This is a genomic window from Streptomyces sp. NPDC088730 (assembly GCF_044751215.1).
Lineage (GTDB): Bacteria > Actinomycetota > Actinomycetes > Streptomycetales > Streptomycetaceae > Streptomyces.
Map to the genome: position 1 here is coordinate 391,987 of NZ_JBIVLK010000007.1, position 16,252 is coordinate 408,238.

Genomic DNA, 16,252 nt, shown 5'->3' on the forward strand with positions numbered 1-16,252 from the left:
AATTCATGCCGATCCACCAACCGCAGCAGCGGTCCTCCGGCAGCAGCGAACGCCCCGGCGTCCCGCAGGCCGAGGCCGCGCTCGTGGAGCACTACCCACGTCTCGTCCGGCTCGCCTATCTGGTCCTGCCGCCCGCCCTCGGCCGGCACCGCAGGGTGCTGGCCGCCCACGCCTCCGTGCAGCGCGCCCTGCCCGGGACGGGTACGGCGCCGGAGGTTCCGGCGCCCGCCCGGGTCCCGGCGCAGACCCGCGGCGCCTCCCCCGGACCCGCTCCGCAGGACGGTGTGAGCTCCGCCTACGCCTGGATGCGGCTACGTGTACTGCGCACCGCGCTGGCCCACGAGCGGCGGCCGCGCTGGTGGCCGGGGCGGCTGCCGGCACCGGCCGCGCTGCGCCCCTCGCTCCCGGCCGTCTGGGGTCTGCGGCTCTTCCCGCGGGCCGGCGGAGCGGCCGAACTGGCGCTGGACCAGGAGCTGTCGACGGTATCGGCGGCCGTCAGGGCGGCGTTCGCGCTGCGGTTGCTGGAGGAGCTCGACGAGCCGGAGGCACAGGCCCTGCTCGCCCGCGCGGACGCGCGGGACCCGGCGAGCGCGGTACGGGCGGCCAGGCGGCTCGGGGCCGGCGACCGTGCGGCGGCCGAGGCGCTCCTGCGTTCCGGGGAGTTCGATCCGTGTGTCCTCCAGACACGGCCGAGCGATCTGCTGCGACGCCGGCACCGGATGCGGGTGGTGGCGGGCGTCGCCGCGCTGTGCGTGGTGGCGGGCGGCGTGGTCGCGCTGGCGGAGGAGGGTTCGGCGGTCCGTCTCCCCGACGCCGGGAGCACGCCCGCTCCCGCCCTCGACCCGGCGGCGCTGCTGCGCACCGCGGCGCAGGAGTGGGCGGACACCTCCCGCGTCGACTTCACCGCGTGGCCGGCCCGCGGCGGCCGCTCCGACGACCGGGCGCTGCTCGGCCGGGCGCTGCGGGCCTGGGGCCGGACCCCGGAGGGCACCGCGGTCTCGACCACCCCGGGGGCGCTCGCGGTGCCCCCGACCCAGCCGCCCCGGCTGCTGTACGCGGGTGAGGTGGACGGCGCCGCCGTGGTGCTGTTCCACGACGGCGGGGTACGGGTGGTGCGCTACGCGGAGCCGCTGTCCGGGACCGGGGCCCCGGCCCTGGACTTCGCCCGGACCGATGACGCGGATGTGACGACGGGTGCGGCCGTGGTCGTCAGCCGCAGCGGGAACCGTGCCCGCTTTCTGCTGGCGCCCTGGATCTCGCAGTCCACGACGCGCGATCTGCTGCGGCCGGACACTCCGGCGCGTGCGCTGAAGGTGGGGGCGGACGGTGTGACGGCCGCCGTCCCGCGTCCGTCACCGGCCGGCGGCTGCGACTCCTGGCCGGTGATGCAGCTGCGGTCCTCGGAGCGCATCGTGGAGAAACACGCCTTCCTCGTCACCGACCTGGGCGATCTCGCCCCGGTCCACCTCACCTTCACGCCGAAACCCGGCGGCGGCGCACCCGCACGGCAGCCCAGGGAGGCGACGGGCGGCCCCGCGCTGCTGAGCTGGGCGCGCACCGCGTGCTCGCTGCGTGCGCTGGGCGGCACCGGGGTGCGGGCGGTCAACAACTGGGACTTCGCCGAGCAGCGTCTTCCGGAGGGCGGCGCCCCGGCCCAGTGGGTCTGCACCCGGGCCGACACCTGGCAGGGGCCCGGACGCGTGCTGGTGCAGTTCCTGGGACCCGATCCGTCGACGGCCGCCCCGGCGACCGTGGTGGGCGACCAGCGCGACACGGCGCTGTGCAGCCGGTTCGGCCAGCACGTGCTGGGCGGCACGCACTGGAAGGCGCCCTCGGGCCGGTGGTACGTGCTGGCCGCGGGAAGCCGCGCGGTCGACCGGATCCAGGCCACCGGGGCGGTCCGCACCTCGGCCTCCGGTACGACGCTCGCGGTGCGGGCGCCGCGCGACGCCCCGGTGGCACTGACGGCCCGGCTCCGGGAGGGCGGTTCACTCACAGCGGTGCGCTGACCGGGCCCGCGCATGAGGGGCCGGGGTCGGCTCAGGTACCGCAGAGGACATCTGACGGAGTGCCAGATATGGTGGCGGCGGTCCGTCCGCCGCCGACCGCACGGGAGGTGCGTTCCATGGCACGCCGACTCCGCTCCGTGGACCTCGACTTCGTCGGGGCCGCTCCGCTGAGACTGGTCTTCGCCGCCGAGGTGGCCGCGCCGCCCGAGGCCGTGTACCGCGCCCTGGCCAATGACGTCGAGGGGTGGCCCGGCTGGTTCACCCAGCTGACGTCGGCGCGGCCGGTCGACGCGGGCGCGGGCCGCGAGGTGAGGCTCCGGGGCGGGATCAGGTTTCGGGAGACCGTCGTCGCCGCCGAGCCCGGCAGCAGGTACGCCTACCGCGTCGACGAATCCAACGCCCCCGGTCTGCACGCCCTGGTGGAGGAGTGGCTGCTGACCCCCGCCGGTACCGGGACCCGGGTGCGGTGGACCTTCGCCGCCGACGGCTCCGCGCTGTTCCGGTTCACGATGCGGCGGGCGCGCCCCGCGGTGGGCAGGTCCTTCCGGGACGCCGTGCGCAACCTCGGCCGGCGGCTCTCCGGACCGGCCGGGGCCTGAGGAGGGCGGCGGCCCGGAGTACGGCGGGCGGGGGCCTGCCGCGGATCAGGCCCTGCCCACCTGCGGGCCGGGCCAGTCGCCGGTGCTCAGGAAGTGGTCGATGGTCCGGGTGTACGGCGCGATGTCCAGGCCCTGCGCGGCCAGCCAGGAGTCGGAGTAGTACTTGTCGAGGTAGCGGTCACCTGGGTCGCAGATCAGGGTGACGATGCTGCCGGTGGCGCCCTGTGCGAGCATCTCCGCGACCAGCTTGAAGGCGCTCCACAGCCCCGTCCCGGTGGAGCCGCCGGCCTTGCGGCCGATGGACCGCTCCAGCGCGCGCACGGCCGCGACCGTGGCCGCGTCCGGGACCTTCATCATCCGGTCGATGGCCCCCGGCACGAAGCTCGGCTCCATCCGGGGTCTGCCGATGCCCTCGATGCGCGATCCGCAGTCGCTGGTGGCGAGCGGGTCGTGGCGGGTCCAGCCGTCGAAGAAACAGGAGTTCTCCGGGTCGGGCACACAGATCCGGGTGTCGTGCTGCATGTAGTGCACGTACCGCGCGATGGTCGCGGAGGTGCCGCCGGTCCCCGCAGTGGCGACGATCCAGGCGGGCTCCGGGTACCGCTCCAGCCGCAGCTGCTGGTAGATCGACTCCGCGATGTTGTTGTTGCCGCGCCAGTCCGTGGCCCGCTCGGCATAGGTGAACTGGTCCATGTAATGGCCGCCGGACTCCGCCGCGAGCCTGGCGGACTCCTCGTACAGCCTGCGCGAGTCGTCCACGAAGTGGCAGCGGCCGCCGTGGAATTCGATGAGCCGGCACTTCTCGGGGCTGGTGGTGCGGGGCATCACGGCGATGAACGGCACCCCGATCAGCTTGGCGAAGTACGCCTCCGAGACGGCGGTCGAACCGCTCGACGCCTCGATCACCGGCCGTCCGGGGCGGATCCAGCCGTTGCAGAGTCCGTAGAGGAAGAGCGAGCGCGCAAGCCGGTGCTTGAGACTGCCGGTGGGGTGCGTCGACTCGTCCTTGAGGTAGAGGTCGATGCCCCAGCTCTCCGGCAGCGGGAAGCGCAGCAGATGCGTGTCGGCCGAGCGGTTGGCATCGGCCTGGACCTTGCGTACGGCTTCCTTGAGCCAGGCCCGGTACGCCAGGTCGGTGCGGTCGATGTCGACGGTCGCCACCGCTTCGCCGTCGTGTCTGTGCTCACTTCTGTGCTCACCCGTGTCCATCAGCGCGCTTCTCCTCGTACGACCGGTCTCGGCGCGCCCCACGATATGCCCCCTACCTGCACAAACATTGACTTTGATACTCCATAGCCCTGCCTTGGTGTTGCGGACGGAGCGCCTGCGAGAGCCGTCGCGGCGCGAATGCGTCATTGCGCCCCGCCCCGCTCTGGTGCAGCCGGTCCCGGTTGTGCACACTTTCATTCGGGGGCGTGACGAAGGGGGCGAAGGGGCCATGTCCGAAACGGAGTTCAGTGAGACAGGCGTACGGATCGACCGGTGGGCGCGCTCGCTCTCACGGGCCGGGCAAGTGACCGTCAAGGACGGCCGGCTGGCGCTGCTGACCAGTTACGGCCGGGAGATCGACAGCGCACCGGTGGGGACGGTGAGCACGGGCAGAGCGTGGTTCTCCGGCGCGGACGCGACGGTGGCACGGGTCAATGGGACGCGGTACCGGCTGACGATGCCGCGCCGCCCGGGGAAGCCCGACGAGGCCGGTCCCGCGCGCCGGTTCCTCGAAGCGCTGCGCGGGGCGGCCGCCGCGCGCGGCTGACGGAGCACGGAGCGGCGCGACGGGGGCACCGCGAGTTGCGGAGCCGGAACCCCTGAGCGACATTGGAGTCACGTCACTCATGGTTCACCGGCGGTCACACTGTGGTTCACACCGCCGGCCCGGAATCAGCAGTCAGCCGGCTGCCGAATCCGTCCCTTCGTCTTCTTCCGGACCTATTTCGGGGAGTCGCAGCCGTGATCAGCGAGCCAAGCAGGCACTGCGCGGTGGAGCTCCAGGCCCTGCCGTCGCGGATCGGTCAGGTCCGCAGAATCATCTCGGCGCAGTTGCGCTACTGGCATCTCGATCCCTTGATCGACCAGGCAGCGCTGGGCGTCACGGAACTCCTGACCAATGTCCACCGGCATGCACAGCCGGACAAGTCATGCACCGTCGAGGTCGAGCTGCTGCTCGAACGGCTGACGGTGTCCGTCCACGACCACGACCCACGGCTGCCGACCGTGCGCGACGCCGACGACTCCAGTACGTCGGGGCGCGGACTCGCGCTGATCGCCGCGGTCAGCGAGAGCTGGGGTGTCCGCCCCCGGGGCGGAGCCGGAAAGATCGTCTGGTTCACCCTTCCGGCCCCTTCCCTGTTCGCCGTCCAGCCACCGCATTCGGTGTACGGGGCGACGACCGACGGACCGTTCGACCTGAGCGGCATCATGTCGCCGGAGGGTGTGCAGCCCTCGGTGGCACGGTCCGTGTCGGTCGGCTGACACGGCAGGAGCGGGGCGCCTCGCGGGGCGTCCCGCTCCTGCCGCGCGGGCCGGGGCGGCTACGTCCGGGGCGGGCAGGCCGAGGGCGGTCGCCGCTCATGCACCGGCGCATGCCCGGGGCCGAAGGCCCGGAGCAGACAGCCGTCGAGCAGCGCCCCGAACTCGTCCGGCGAAGCGAGGCCCGGAGCCTCGCACACGCCGGTGACGCCGAGGCCGGACACCACAGCCCGTCGGCCCATCCGCCTGTGAACAGCACCTCGGAGAGTTCGGCATCCGCGGGACCCGCCAAGTGGATGCCGACGGAGTCCGGATCCCTGACCCGGGAACGATCCTGTTCGGACGGCTGCGGCCGCGTCGCGCCAGGTGCGCGGTCCGGTCGGGAGCTCGGCGGCCGCCCAACGGTGCCGTCGGTCCGCGAACTGGCAGCGGCCTCGCCGGGATCGGTCATCTCCGCCAACGGCACGACTCGACTGCGCTCTTCCTGTGCGGTGAACGTGGCCGGGGGGCACTGGATCTCCAGGACAACCGCCGCGCCTGCCAGGGATGACGCTCTCAGTTGTCGCTGTCCTTGACGCCTCCGCGCAGGCCCCACTCATCCAGGCCGGAGTAGATCAACGCGGCGCGTCCTCGCGGAAAGGAGAGAGCCTCGGCCTCCCCTGTGTAGACCGCCACAATTGAGTCGGCTCCCCGCCACCAGGTGTCGGCAACACCCATCACCTCGCGCACCTGCTCGTACCCGTCCAGCACGATGCCGTCGACATCGTCACCGGTGACCTTGACGATCCGCTTCGCACACGTGGACAGGTGGTTCGTCAGCGCGAGCGACTCCACCCAGCCCTCGACGGTGGCATGGAGGGGCACCCACCGATCCGCGTGAATGCCGAACTCGCCAGACGGTCCGATCATGAACGAATAGGGCACTGCGGTCCGCTGCATCCCTGCTCCGAACCACCACCCTTCGGACGCGGAGCCTTCGGGGGAGTCCGCTTCGAGGTACCGCGGGCCGCCGTCGTACTGTGATGCGGGTGGTAGAACCAGCCCTCCCCAGCGCTCTTCATAAGCCACCATCCGGTCGAGGACCGCCGCCGGGATGTCTCGCTCAAGCCACCACTGCCTGTGCTCAGCGATGGGCCGGACATCGACCTTGACGCCGTGTGCTTGAACGAACGACCGGGCTCGTCGGCTCAGGCCGTCGGGCACATCGCTGAAGAGGTTGAGATTCACCAGGGAGAGGCTACCGAGTGGGCCAGGGGCCCGGCCCCCGGCCCTTTCCGCTGCCCGCCGCCCCTCAACCGGTCGAACTGAGGCGTCGGTCCCGGCCGCCCTGTTCCGCACGCCCGGATCCGACTGCCAATCAGATCTGGATGAAGCGCAAGAGTCTCTTGCACGTACACATGACCAGAACTCCCGGCCTCCGGAGTGAACCAGCCGCCACGTTGGTGCAGTTGACGGACCAGCCCCTCCATCATCCGATCATCAGGGACACGGCGCAGCCGGGTCCACCGAGATGGAACCCGCTGACGGCGGTCATGCTGCGCCGCCCCTGCCACGGGTGCCGAACTGCTCGTCGAGGACGGAGAGGCGGCGCCAGTACTCGTCCTCGTCGATCTCGCCGGCGGCGAAGCGGCGCCCGAGCATGTCGATCGGGGAGGGGGTGGCGGGGCCTGCCTGTCCGCCGCCGACCCGCCAGGGGCCGCGCCGCCCGCGCCAGACGGTGCGTCGTACGACCGTGACGACGCCGATGACGACGGCCGCCCAGATGAGCGGGAAGAGGAGGATCCACGGTCCGGGTCCCCCGTCGAAGGCCAGGGTGTTCATCTCGGTCAGCTCCTCTGTCAGGGTTCGCGTTCCTCTGTCACCTATGAGCCTGGCTCCGGGGAGGGGCCCTCGTCGTCGTACCGCCGGCGGCAGTACACGTACCTCCTCGGGAGTAGGCGGCGGGCGGGCGGCTGCTCCCGCCCGCCACGGATGACTGGCCACCGGCCATGGATTCTGTACCTACTAGTATGTACAGTGCCTTCATGAGCACTCCGGACCGACTGGTCGAAGCCACTCAGGAGCTCCTGTGGGAGCGCGGATACGTGGGCACGAGCCCCAAGGCCATCCAGCAGCGGGCGGACGCCGGCCAGGGCAGCATGTACCACCACTTCAGCGGGAAGCCCGAGCTGGCCCTCGCCGCCATCCGGCGCACGTCCGCCGAGATGCGCGAGACGGCCGGCCGCACCTTCGACGCGCCCGGCTCCGCGTACGAGCGCATCTCGCGCTACCTGCTGCGTGAGCGCGATGTACTGCGGGGCTGCCCGGTGGGGCGGCTGACGATGGACCCGGACGTCATCGTGAGCGATGAGCTGCGCTCCCCCCTCGACGAGACGATCGGGTGGCTGCGCGGCAGGCTGGCCGCGATCGTCCAGGAAGGCCTGGAGCGGGGCGAGTTCGCCCACGCCCTGGTGCCCGGCGACATCGCGGCGACGATCGTCGCGACGGTGCAGGGCGGCTACGTGCTGGCCCGCGCCGCCGGCTCGACGGACGCCTTCGACGCGGCCGTCCGGGGACTGCTCACGCTGCTCGCCCCCGCTTCGGATGCCGGCTGACCCGCCGTCCCACGCGACCGACCACCCAAGGAGCGCCACCCCTCATGCGCATCACCAGGAACCGCCCAGACACAGAGACCGGACCGCCCGAGCACTTCACCGGCGGCGTCTGGCTGAACGAGCTCGCCGCTCCCGGACCACCTTGCCGGATAAGGGCGTTCAGCGTGCACTTCGCTCCGGGCGGGCACACCGCCTGGCACACCCACCCGCACGGCCAGGTCCTCCATGTCACCGAGGGCGAGGGCCTGGTGCAGCGCCGGGGCGGTCAGGTGGAGCCGATCAGGGCGGGTGACACCGTGTGGATCGAGCCGGACGAATGGCACTGGCACGGGGCCGCGCCCCGCACCTTCATGACCCACCTGGCACTCGTCGAGGCGGCCGAGGACGGCTCCACCATCCACTGGCACCCCGACGCCGGCGTCGCCGCATACCCGGCGGCCTGAGGAGTACGCGATGCACGCCATGCAGTACGAGATCACCCTCCCCGCCGACTACGACATGGGCGTCATCCGGGACCGGGTGGCGGCCAAGGGCCACCTGCTGGACGACTTCCCCGGACTCGGCATCAAGGCCTACCTGATCCGGGAGCACGGCGAGGACTCCCCGGTCAACCAGTACGCGCCGTTCTACCTCTGGTCGGCACCCGAGGGCATGAACTCCTTCCTCTGGGGCCCCGGATTCCAGGGCATCGTGCGGGACTTCGGGCGCCCGGAGGTGCGGCACTGGACGGGCCTTTCGTTCGCGCGGGGCCCCTCGTCGGCCGCGCTCCCCCGCACGGCCACCCGCCGGCGCGCACCCGTTCCGGCCTCTGCCGCTCCGGCGGACGCGGTCGAAGCCGCGCTGGAGGAGAGCCGCCGGCTCGCGAAGACGCCCGGCGCCGTCGTCACGGCGCTCGCCGTGGACCCCCGCCACTGGGAGCTGGTCCACTTCACGCTCTGGGACGGTCCCGCGCCCGAGGAGCCGGGCGAGCGCTTCGAGGTGCTCCACGTCAGCCGGCCGGGAATCGAGGACCTCGGGGAGGGGCGCCAGTGGTAGCCACGGTCCGCACCGTTCTCGGGGACGTCCCCGCCGGGGAACTGGGTGTCTGCGACGCCCACGACCATCTGTTCCTGCGCAGCCCGCAGCTGCCGGGCCAGGAGCTGGCCGACCCGCAGGACGCCGCCCGACGGCTCGGTTCCTTCAGGGAGTTCGGCGGCCGCACAGTGGTCCAGTGGACGCCGTACGGGATGGGCCGCGGAGCCGGATCACTGGCTGCGCTGTCCCGCTCGACGGGCGTGCACGTGGTGGCGGCCACCGGGCTGCACCAGGCGGCGCAGTATCCGCCCGCACAGCTGGACCGGATCCGGAACCGGCTCGCCCCGCTCTTCGTCGCGGAGCTCACGGAGGGCATCGGCTCCACCGGGGTACGGGCGGGGCTCATCAAGGTCGCCGGCGCCTTCCACGCGGTCGACGCGCACGCCCGGCTCACCATGACGGCGGCCGCCGAGGCGCACCACCGCACGGGCGCGCCGATCGCCGTGCACCTGGAGCTGGGCACCGCCGCGCTGGACGTGCTCGATCTGCTCTGCGGGGAGCTGGGCGTGGCGCCGCAGCGGGTGATCCTCGGGCATCTGGGCCGCTCACCGGACGGTGCCGTGCAGCGGGAGGCGGCGCGGGCGGGGGCGTTCCTCGCGTTCGACGGTCCGTCCCGGTCGCACCACGCGACGGACTGGCGGCTGCCCTCGGAGCTGGCGGCGCTGGCCGAGGCGGGGTTCGGCGGGCAGTTGCTGCTGGGCGGCGACACCACCGTGCCCGAGACGCCGGGCATGCCGTACCTGCTGCGCCGGCTGCGCCCGCGGCTGGAGGAGACCCTGGGGGCGGAGTTGATGGCGGCGGCGCTGGTCGGCAACCCGGCACGGGCGTTCGCGTTCGGACCGGTCCGGGAGGGTTGAGGGCCGACGCGGCACGGCCCCGCCGGCCCATTCTCCCAGACCCGTCCCCCCAGGTCTGTCCCCGCATGCCCGTCCTCCCAGGCCCGTCCTCCCGGACGAAGCCGAGCAGGGGGTCGTGCCCGCTCAGGCGTACGCACCCAGGAGTCGTGCCCTCTCAGGCGTACGCACCCTGGAGTCGTGCCCTCTCACGCGAGTGCGACCAGGAGCCGTGTCCACTCAGGCGTACGCACCCTGGAGTCGTGCCCTCTCACGCGAGTGCGACCAGGAGCCGTGTCCACTCAGGCGTACGCACCCAGGAGCCGTATCCGCTCAGGCGAGTGCGACCAGGGGGTCGTCCAGCACTGGCTGCCAGGCCAGCTCCGCCGCGCCGACCAGGCTGTTGTGGTCGAGGGTGCAGGGCAGGATCGGCACACTGCCGCTGCGCCCCCACAGACTGCGGTCGGCGACCACGGCCCGCAGCCGCTCCGGGTCGGCGTCGAGCAGCGCGCGGTGCAGTCCGCCCAGGATGATCCGGTCCGGGTTGAGGATGTTGACCAGCCCTGCCAGGCCGAGTCCCAGCCGGTCGATCAGCTCCTCCGCGGCGACCCGCACCGCCACGTCCTCGTACTCGTTGCGCAGCAGGTCCCCGGACTGCTTGAGGAGCGACTCCTCGGGGCCGGGCCGGCGGCCCGCCGCGGTGAGGAAGGCGAGCGGGTCGGTCTCGACGTCGAGGCAGCCGCGGCCGCCGCAGTGGCAGGGCCGACCCTCCGGGTTGACCGTGAGGTGTCCGACCTCCAGCGCCAGCCCCGAACTCCCGCTGTGCAGACGGCCGTCCAGGACGAGCGCCCCGCCGACGCCGCGGTGGCCGGTGGCCACGCAGAGCAGATGCTGGGCGCCTCGCCCGGCTCCGTGCCGGTGCTCGGCGAGCGCGGCGAGGTTGACGTCGTTGCCGGTGAACGCCGGCCCCGCGATGCCGGCTTCGCGGACGCATGTGGCGAAGATCTCGCGGACCGGGGCACCCGCCGGCCAGGCGATGTGGAGGGGGTTGAGGGCGGTACCCTCCGGCTCGGCCACCGCGGACGGCACGGCGAGCCCGGCCCCCACGCACCGCAGCCCGCTGTCCCGCAGCAACCGGGCGCAGTCGTCGACGACTTCACCGATGACCTGCGCCGGGTCCGCGGTGATGGTGACGCAGCCAGGGGCGGTCGCGACGAGGCGGCCGCCCAGCCCGACCAGCGCGGCCCGGAAGCCGTCCGCGTGGACCTGGGCCGCGACGGCCACCGGCCCGGACTCCCGCACCGCGAGGCGGTGCGAGGGGCGCCCCTGCGAGCCCGCCGCCGAACCGGGACTGGAGTCCACCCTGATCAGGCCGAGCGCCTCCAGCTCCGCGGCGACCGCGCCCGCCGTGGCACGGGTGACGCCGAGCTCGGAGGTGAGGACCGCACGCGTGGGCGCGCGTCCGGTATGGACCAGTTCCAGCGCGGGGCCGAGCGCGCTGCGGCCCCTCTCCAACTTCGTCCGGGTGTGGGTCACCTTGCCGTTCATGGGGGCGAGTCTCCCATGATCCGGAGGTGTTGCCGACGCCGCGGTGGCCGGGTCCGGCCCCTGCGCGAGGCCCGTCGGCAGCCGTCTTGCGCCCGCTGTCCGCAGGCCTCTATGCTGACTTTGTGCCGCAACTAAACAAACTGCGGACGGCCCTGCCGGGGGGACCGGGCGGCAACCCCGCCCCACCCTCGTCCTCCCGTCTCCGTACCGCGCTGACCGTGTTCTTCGCCCTCGACGGGTTCATCTTCGCCGGCTGGGTGGTCCGTATCCCGGCCATCAAGCACCAGACCGGCGCCTCGGCCGCCACCCTCGGCCTCGCACTCCTCGGCGTGTCCGCCGGCGCCGTGATCACCATGATGCTCACCGGCAGGCTCTGCAACCGCTTCGGCAGCCACGTGGTGACCGTGGTCTGCGGAGTCCTGCTCCCGCTCAGCATCGCGCTGCCCGCACAGACCCACTCGGCGCTCTCGCTCGGCCTGGTACTGCTGGTGTTCGGCGCCGCGTACGGCGGGATGAACGTGGCGATGAACAGCGCGGCGGTGGATCTCGTCAACACGCTGCGGCGCCCCGTGATGCCCAGCTTCCACGCCGCCTTCAGCCTCGGCGGCATGATCGGTGCCGGGCTCGGCGGACTGGTGGCGGGCGGCCTCTCCCCCTCCGCGCATCTCCTGATCCTGACCGGTTTCGGACTGCTCGTGACCGCCTTCGCGGGCCCCGTACTGCTGCGGCACACCGTCGCGAGGCCTCCGGCGGAGGCGGCCGCGAGCAGCGAGCGCCCCAAGCGCCTGAGCGGGCGGGCCCGCCGCGTGGTGCTCCTCTTCGGCATGATCGCGCTCTGCACCGCGTACGGCGAGGGTGCCCTGGCCGACTGGGGCGCGCTCCACCTGGAACAGGACCTGCACGCCCATCCCGGGATCGCGGCGGCGGGCTACTCGCTGTTCGCCCTGGCCATGACGGCGGGCCGGCTCACCGGTACGGCGCTGCTCGAACGGCTGGGCCAGACCAGGACCCTGGTCGCGGGCGGCGGCACCGCCGCGGTGGGCATGCTGCTCGGCGCGCTCGCTCCGACCACCTGGCTCGCGCTGCTCGGGTTCGCGATCACCGGGCTCGGGCTGGCCAATATCTTCCCCGTGGCGGTCAGCAGGGCCGGCGAGCTGGCGGGCCCCGGCGGGGTGGCCGCGGCCTCGACACTCGGCTACGGCGGAATGCTGCTCGGACCGCCCGCGATCGGGTTCCTCACCGACTGGTTCTCGCTGCCCGCGGCCCTCACCACCGTGACCCTGCTGGCGGCCGCGGCCGCGGCGCTGGGGTACGCAGCCCGCAATGTGTCGCATACCGTCGCGAGTGAGTAGCCGTACTCAGGCAGAAACGGTTCCCCGACCGCACGATGGAGAGACCAGCCACCAACGGGGAGAAACGATGAACAAGCCGGTCACGACGATGCAGCACCTCCGCACACTCGCACGCCTCACCGTCGGCAACGCCGCGTCACTGATCTATCTGGGCGTGGTCGCGGCCACCGCCGTGTTCGTCACCGTGGACACGCTGTTCGTCACCCACGAGGACGCCTCGTTCTCCGGCGTCTGGCTCTTCTTCCTGGCCGCCCCCACCGTGTTCCTCTTCCTCCTCCTCGACAGCACGTTGTGGGGGGCGGATTCGGCCGGACCCGACTGGTACATGTACCTGGCCCTCATCGTGTCCGTGCTGGTGCAGTCGTTCGTCCTCGGCTGGTTCGTACGTCTGCTGCGCGGCGGCCCGGAGCGGACGCGTTCACGCTCGGCCCACCCGCAGGGCGCCTGACCGCTGGCACAATCCCTGCTATGGACATCGCGGAGCACATCACCACCCTGGCCGAAGAGGGCCGGTTGCTGGCCGAGGCCGCCACCGAGGCCGGGACCGGGGCCCCCGTGCCGACCTGCCCTGGCTGGCAGGTACGGGATCTGCTGCGGCACACCGCGATGGTGCACGCCTGGGCGACCGCCTTCGTGACCGAGGGGTACACCAGGTACGTCCGCGGCCCCGCGGAACCGGATCTGGACGGGCCCGAACTGCTCGACCGGTTCGGCGAGGGGCACCGCCGGCTGGTGGCCGCCCTGGAGGGCGCGTCACCGGACCTGCACTGCTGGACCTTCTTCGCCGCGCCTTCGCCGCTCGCCTTCTGGGCTCGGCGGCAGGCGCACGAGACGGCCGTCCACCGGGTCGACGCGGAGTCCGCACGCGACGGCGCCCTGTCCCCGGTGGCAGCCGCGCACGCCGCGGACGGCGTCGATGAGCTGCTCCGCGGCTTCCACGCCCGCCCGAAGTCCCGGCTGCGCACCGAAGTGCCCCGCACACTGCGGGTGCGGTCCACCGACACCGGCGCGGTGTGGACCGTCCGGCTCTCGGCGGATCCGCCACGAACCACGGGCGGGACCGGGGCGCCGACGGACCACACCCCGGACCAGGCCGCGGACTGCGAGCTGAGCGGCACGGCCCGGGACCTGTACCTCTCGCTGTGGAACCGGATCCCGCTCACCACGCTGACCGTGACCGGCGACCCCGCTCTCGCCCGGCTGTGGCGCGAGAAATCCGCGGTCAACTGATCCCGTTCCGGTGCCCGCAGCCGCCGCGGGGGCCCGCGCCGCGCCGGAGACGGGGTTGTCCGGCTGTCAACTGGGCTGTGACACTTCGGACATGGGCCACCGAAGCCAGGCCGACCGGGACGCCATGACCGTCGAGATCGGTTTCGCCGTGCTGACCGGGGCCGTGCTGGCCGCCGGGGCGTTCGTCGTGGTCTGCGCCCCCACCGTCTTCCTCACCGCGCACGGCGGCCTGCGGTCCGTGCTGCTGGTGGTCGCGGCGGCTGTGGCGGTGCTCGTCTTCATGGGGCGGGTCATCGACGTGCTGTGGCGGTTCGGCCGCCGGGACTCCCCTGTGGAGCTCGGCTCCGCGGGTCCGGCGCGTGGTGCGGCAGGTGGTACGGGACATGGTCCGGCAGCGCCGGTTCAGCCCAGCCAGCCGGGGCGTACGAGCCCGGACTCGTAGGCGAGCACCACCAGTTGCGCCCGGTCGCGGGCGCCGAGCTTCACCATGGTCCGGCTCACGTGGGTCTTGGCCGTGAGCGGGCTGACGACGAGCCTGCGGGCGATCTCCTCGTTGGAGAGCCCGATGCCGACCAGAGCCATCACCTCCCTTTCCCGTTCGGTCAGTTCGCTCAGCCCCGTAGCCTCCACGGGCTCCTTGGAACGGGCCGCGAACTCCGCGATCAACCGTCGGGTGACGCCCGGGGACAGCAGCGCGTCACCGGCGACGACCGCCCGGACGGCCCGCAGCAGCTCCTCCGGTTCGGTGTCCTTCACCAGGAATCCGGAGGCTCCGGAGCGGATCGCCTCGAAGACGTACTCGTCGAGCTCGAAGGTGGTGAGCATGATCACCTTCACCTCGTTCAGCGCAGGGTCCCCGGTGATGGCGCGGGTCGCGGCGAGGCCGTCGAGACGCGGCATCCGGATGTCCATCAGTACGGTGTCCGGCCGCAGTTCGCGCACGAGCCGGACGGCCTCCTCGCCGTCGGCCGCCTCGCCCGCCACCTCGATGTCCGGCTGGGCGTCCAGGAGCGCCCGGAACCCCGCCCGGACCAGCAGCTGGTCATCGGCGAGCAGTACGCGAATCACGGTGTCTCCCTCTCGTGCGGGGGTGCCCCGCCGGCCGCCGCGGCAGGCAGCGGAAGTTCGGCCCGCACCCGCCAGCCGCCGTCGGGCCGGGTCCCCGCCTCGATCGTGCCACCCAGCGCCGCGGCCCGCTCCCGCATGCCCGCCAGCCCGTTGCCGCTGCCCCCGGCGTCGGTGCCGGTGGCAGGGCCCCGGTCGTCGATCCGGAGCCGGATGCGGCCGGGCCCGTACCCGATCGCGACCCGCGCGGTACGCGAACCGGAGTGCCGCACCACGTTCGTCAGCGCCTCCTGCACGATCCGGAACGCGGCCAGGTCCGCACCGGGCGGGACGGCGCCGCGCTCCCCGTCCGTCGTGACGGTGACGGTCAGGCCGGTGCTCGCGGCCTGCTCCACCAGCTCGGGCAGTCTGTCGAGTCCGGGAGCCGGCGCCCTGGGCGCGTCTCCGGGGGTGCGAAGCGTGTCGAGAACCTGCCTGACCTCGCCGAGCGCCTCCTTGCTCGCCGCCTTGATGGTGGTGAGCGCCGTACGGGCCTGCTCGGGGTCGGAGTCGAGCAGGGCGAGGCCGACTCCGGCCTGGACGTTGATGACGGAGATGCTGTGGGCGAGGACGTCGTGCAGCTCCCGGGCCATCCGCAGGCGCTCCTCGTCGGCCCGCCGTCTCTCCGCGGCCGCACGTTCCATCCGCTGCGCCGCCCACTGCTCGCGGCGCACCCGGACGAACTCCGCGGCGGCGACGATCGCCACCACCCAGGCGGCGACGCCCACTTCCTGTCCCCAGGGCGGAGCCGAGTCGCCCGGGGGAGGCAGCCATCGGTAGAGCCAGTGGGCGACCAGGAGATGCCCCAGCCACACCATGCCGACGGCCGACCAGGCGGCCCGGCGATGCCCGGCGACGACGGCGCTGAAGCAGCCCACGGCGACGGCCAGGAAGACCGGCCCGTAGGGGTATCCGGCACCGAGATAGACCATCGCCGCGGCCGAACTCACGAAGACGGCCACGACGGGGTGACGGTGGCGCATCAGCAGCACGGCCACCGAGACGAGGAGCAGGAGCCGGGCGAAGAGGTCCAGCGGGGCCTTCTCGCCCAGCTGGCCGTGGGCCGCGATGCCCGACCCGACCATGACGACGACGCCGAGCAGCAGGGTCGACACCCACGGCAGTCGAGCGGCGGAGCTCCCCTGCGCCCCGGTCAGCCAGCGCGGCGGCCCGTCGTGGCTCCGGGGTGTGCCCGGCCCGTGGGGATCCGCCGGCCTGCCACCCCGCCCGGCGCCCGGCCCGCCGTGCGCCCCCGGCCTTCGCCGCGACGGCCCGCCCCGGTCGCCCGGGGGACCGCCGCCTTCCTGTGAGCGCTGCTCTTCCATGCCGGTCACGCTAGACCGAGGACCACCCGGCGGGCGTCCGCCGGGCGTGGCGATCACCCGTACTCCCTGCGGAGTACGGCGAACGGGGAGGCGGAGCAGGGGGACAGCTGAAGGT

Annotated in this window: 18 protein-coding genes; 12 read left to right on the forward strand and 6 right to left on the reverse strand. The window is 73.0% G+C overall.

All coding sequences use genetic code 11. From position 1 onward, the window contains the following. Positions 1 to 5 precede the first annotated feature (5 nt). Together ACIP89_RS23235 and ACIP89_RS23240 are read left to right on the forward strand one after the other, a co-directional pair. Entirely contained in the window at positions 6 to 2,009 is a 2,004-nt protein-coding gene (locus ACIP89_RS23235; protein WP_402116467.1) for a hypothetical protein, read from the forward strand. Between the two features lie 116 nt (positions 2,010 to 2,125). Further along, complete coding sequence (locus ACIP89_RS23240; RefSeq protein WP_402116469.1) at positions 2,126 to 2,608, forward strand: SRPBCC family protein; 483 nt, start codon at positions 2,126 to 2,128, stop codon at positions 2,606 to 2,608. A 45-nt stretch (positions 2,609 to 2,653) separates the two neighbouring features. Here the strand turns inward: ACIP89_RS23240 and ACIP89_RS23245 are convergent, their stop codons facing one another. Then, positions 2,654 to 3,817: a PLP-dependent cysteine synthase family protein gene (locus ACIP89_RS23245; protein WP_401927978.1), complete on the reverse strand. Its 1,164-nt coding sequence runs from the start codon at positions 3,815 to 3,817 to the stop codon at positions 2,654 to 2,656. A gap of 229 nt (positions 3,818 to 4,046) precedes the next feature. Between ACIP89_RS23245 and ACIP89_RS23250 the strand changes: the two genes are divergently transcribed. Further along, positions 4,047 to 4,364 carry a hypothetical protein gene (locus tag ACIP89_RS23250; protein ID WP_073738094.1) on the forward strand — a complete coding sequence of 106 codons (318 nt, stop codon included), beginning with the start codon at positions 4,047 to 4,049 and terminating at the stop codon, positions 4,362 to 4,364. A 194-nt stretch (positions 4,365 to 4,558) separates the two neighbouring features. Then, positions 4,559 to 5,080, forward strand: coding sequence for an ATP-binding protein (locus ACIP89_RS23255; RefSeq protein WP_402116471.1), 522 nt, complete (start codon positions 4,559 to 4,561; stop codon positions 5,078 to 5,080). Between the two features lie 552 nt (positions 5,081 to 5,632). Here ACIP89_RS23255 and ACIP89_RS23260 read toward each other — a convergent pair. Together ACIP89_RS23260 and ACIP89_RS23265 are read right to left on the reverse strand one after the other, a co-directional pair. Next, positions 5,633 to 6,304 carry a hypothetical protein gene (locus tag ACIP89_RS23260; protein WP_401927972.1) on the reverse strand — a complete coding sequence of 224 codons (672 nt, stop codon included), beginning with the start codon at positions 6,302 to 6,304 and terminating at the stop codon, positions 5,633 to 5,635. A gap of 303 nt (positions 6,305 to 6,607) precedes the next feature. After that, positions 6,608 to 6,898, reverse strand: a complete 291-nt coding sequence (locus tag ACIP89_RS23265) for an SHOCT domain-containing protein (protein ID WP_401929349.1) — start codon at positions 6,896 to 6,898, stop codon at positions 6,608 to 6,610. Positions 6,899 to 7,101: 203 nt separating this feature from the next. Between ACIP89_RS23265 and ACIP89_RS23270 the strand changes: the two genes are divergently transcribed. Genes ACIP89_RS23270 through ACIP89_RS23285 form a run of 4 tightly spaced genes read left to right on the forward strand, consistent with a single transcriptional unit; the run spans position 7,102 to position 9,602 of the window. Continuing rightward, positions 7,102 to 7,671, forward strand: a complete 570-nt coding sequence (locus ACIP89_RS23270) for a TetR/AcrR family transcriptional regulator (RefSeq protein ID WP_401927967.1) — start codon at positions 7,102 to 7,104, stop codon at positions 7,669 to 7,671. A gap of 44 nt (positions 7,672 to 7,715) precedes the next feature. Continuing rightward, positions 7,716 to 8,114, forward strand: coding sequence for a cupin domain-containing protein (locus ACIP89_RS23275; RefSeq protein ID WP_402116473.1), 399 nt, complete (start codon positions 7,716 to 7,718; stop codon positions 8,112 to 8,114). 10 nt (positions 8,115 to 8,124) lie between these two features. After that, positions 8,125 to 8,706 (forward strand): DUF4865 family protein, encoded by a 582-nt coding sequence (locus tag ACIP89_RS23280; RefSeq protein WP_402116474.1) that lies wholly within the window; start codon positions 8,125 to 8,127, stop codon positions 8,704 to 8,706. After that, the gene (locus tag ACIP89_RS23285; RefSeq protein ID WP_402116475.1) at positions 8,700 to 9,602 is read left to right on the forward strand and encodes a phosphotriesterase; all 903 of its coding nucleotides are present in this window, start codon (positions 8,700 to 8,702) and stop codon (positions 9,600 to 9,602) included. Before ACIP89_RS23280 ends, ACIP89_RS23285 begins: the two co-directional genes overlap by 7 nt. Positions 9,603 to 9,911: 309 nt before the next feature. Here the strand turns inward: ACIP89_RS23285 and ACIP89_RS23290 are convergent, their stop codons facing one another. Beyond that, the gene (locus tag ACIP89_RS23290) at positions 9,912 to 11,126 is read right to left on the reverse strand and encodes an ROK family protein (protein ID WP_401927960.1); all 1,215 of its coding nucleotides are present in this window, start codon (positions 11,124 to 11,126) and stop codon (positions 9,912 to 9,914) included. Positions 11,127 to 11,248: 122 nt separating this feature from the next. Here ACIP89_RS23290 and ACIP89_RS23295 point away from each other — a divergent pair, with 122 nt between their 5' ends. From ACIP89_RS23295 to ACIP89_RS23310, 4 genes are all read left to right on the forward strand, one after another. Beyond that, the gene (locus ACIP89_RS23295) at positions 11,249 to 12,478 is read left to right on the forward strand and encodes an MFS transporter (RefSeq protein WP_401927958.1); all 1,230 of its coding nucleotides are present in this window, start codon (positions 11,249 to 11,251) and stop codon (positions 12,476 to 12,478) included. Between the two features lie 67 nt (positions 12,479 to 12,545). Beyond that, positions 12,546 to 12,926, forward strand: coding sequence for an SCO4225 family membrane protein (locus tag ACIP89_RS23300; protein ID WP_401927956.1), 381 nt, complete (start codon positions 12,546 to 12,548; stop codon positions 12,924 to 12,926). A 20-nt stretch (positions 12,927 to 12,946) separates the two neighbouring features. Beyond that, the gene (locus tag ACIP89_RS23305) at positions 12,947 to 13,708 is read left to right on the forward strand and encodes a maleylpyruvate isomerase family mycothiol-dependent enzyme (protein ID WP_401927954.1); all 762 of its coding nucleotides are present in this window, start codon (positions 12,947 to 12,949) and stop codon (positions 13,706 to 13,708) included. A 91-nt stretch (positions 13,709 to 13,799) separates the two neighbouring features. Then, entirely contained in the window at positions 13,800 to 14,150 is a 351-nt protein-coding gene (locus tag ACIP89_RS23310) for a DUF6332 family protein (protein ID WP_401927953.1), read from the forward strand. On the opposite strand, the gene ACIP89_RS23315 is transcribed toward ACIP89_RS23310, so the two are convergent. Both ACIP89_RS23315 and ACIP89_RS23320 read right to left on the reverse strand, forming a co-directional pair. Then, complete coding sequence (locus tag ACIP89_RS23315; RefSeq protein ID WP_401927950.1) at positions 14,111 to 14,776, reverse strand: response regulator; 666 nt, start codon at positions 14,774 to 14,776, stop codon at positions 14,111 to 14,113. The two genes, ACIP89_RS23310 and ACIP89_RS23315, sit on opposite strands and share 40 nt — an antisense overlap. Then, positions 14,773 to 16,137 (reverse strand): sensor histidine kinase, encoded by a 1,365-nt coding sequence (locus tag ACIP89_RS23320; RefSeq protein ID WP_402116477.1) that lies wholly within the window; start codon positions 16,135 to 16,137, stop codon positions 14,773 to 14,775. Before ACIP89_RS23320 ends, ACIP89_RS23315 begins: the two co-directional genes overlap by 4 nt. Between the last annotated feature and the right edge of the window lie 115 nt (positions 16,138 to 16,252).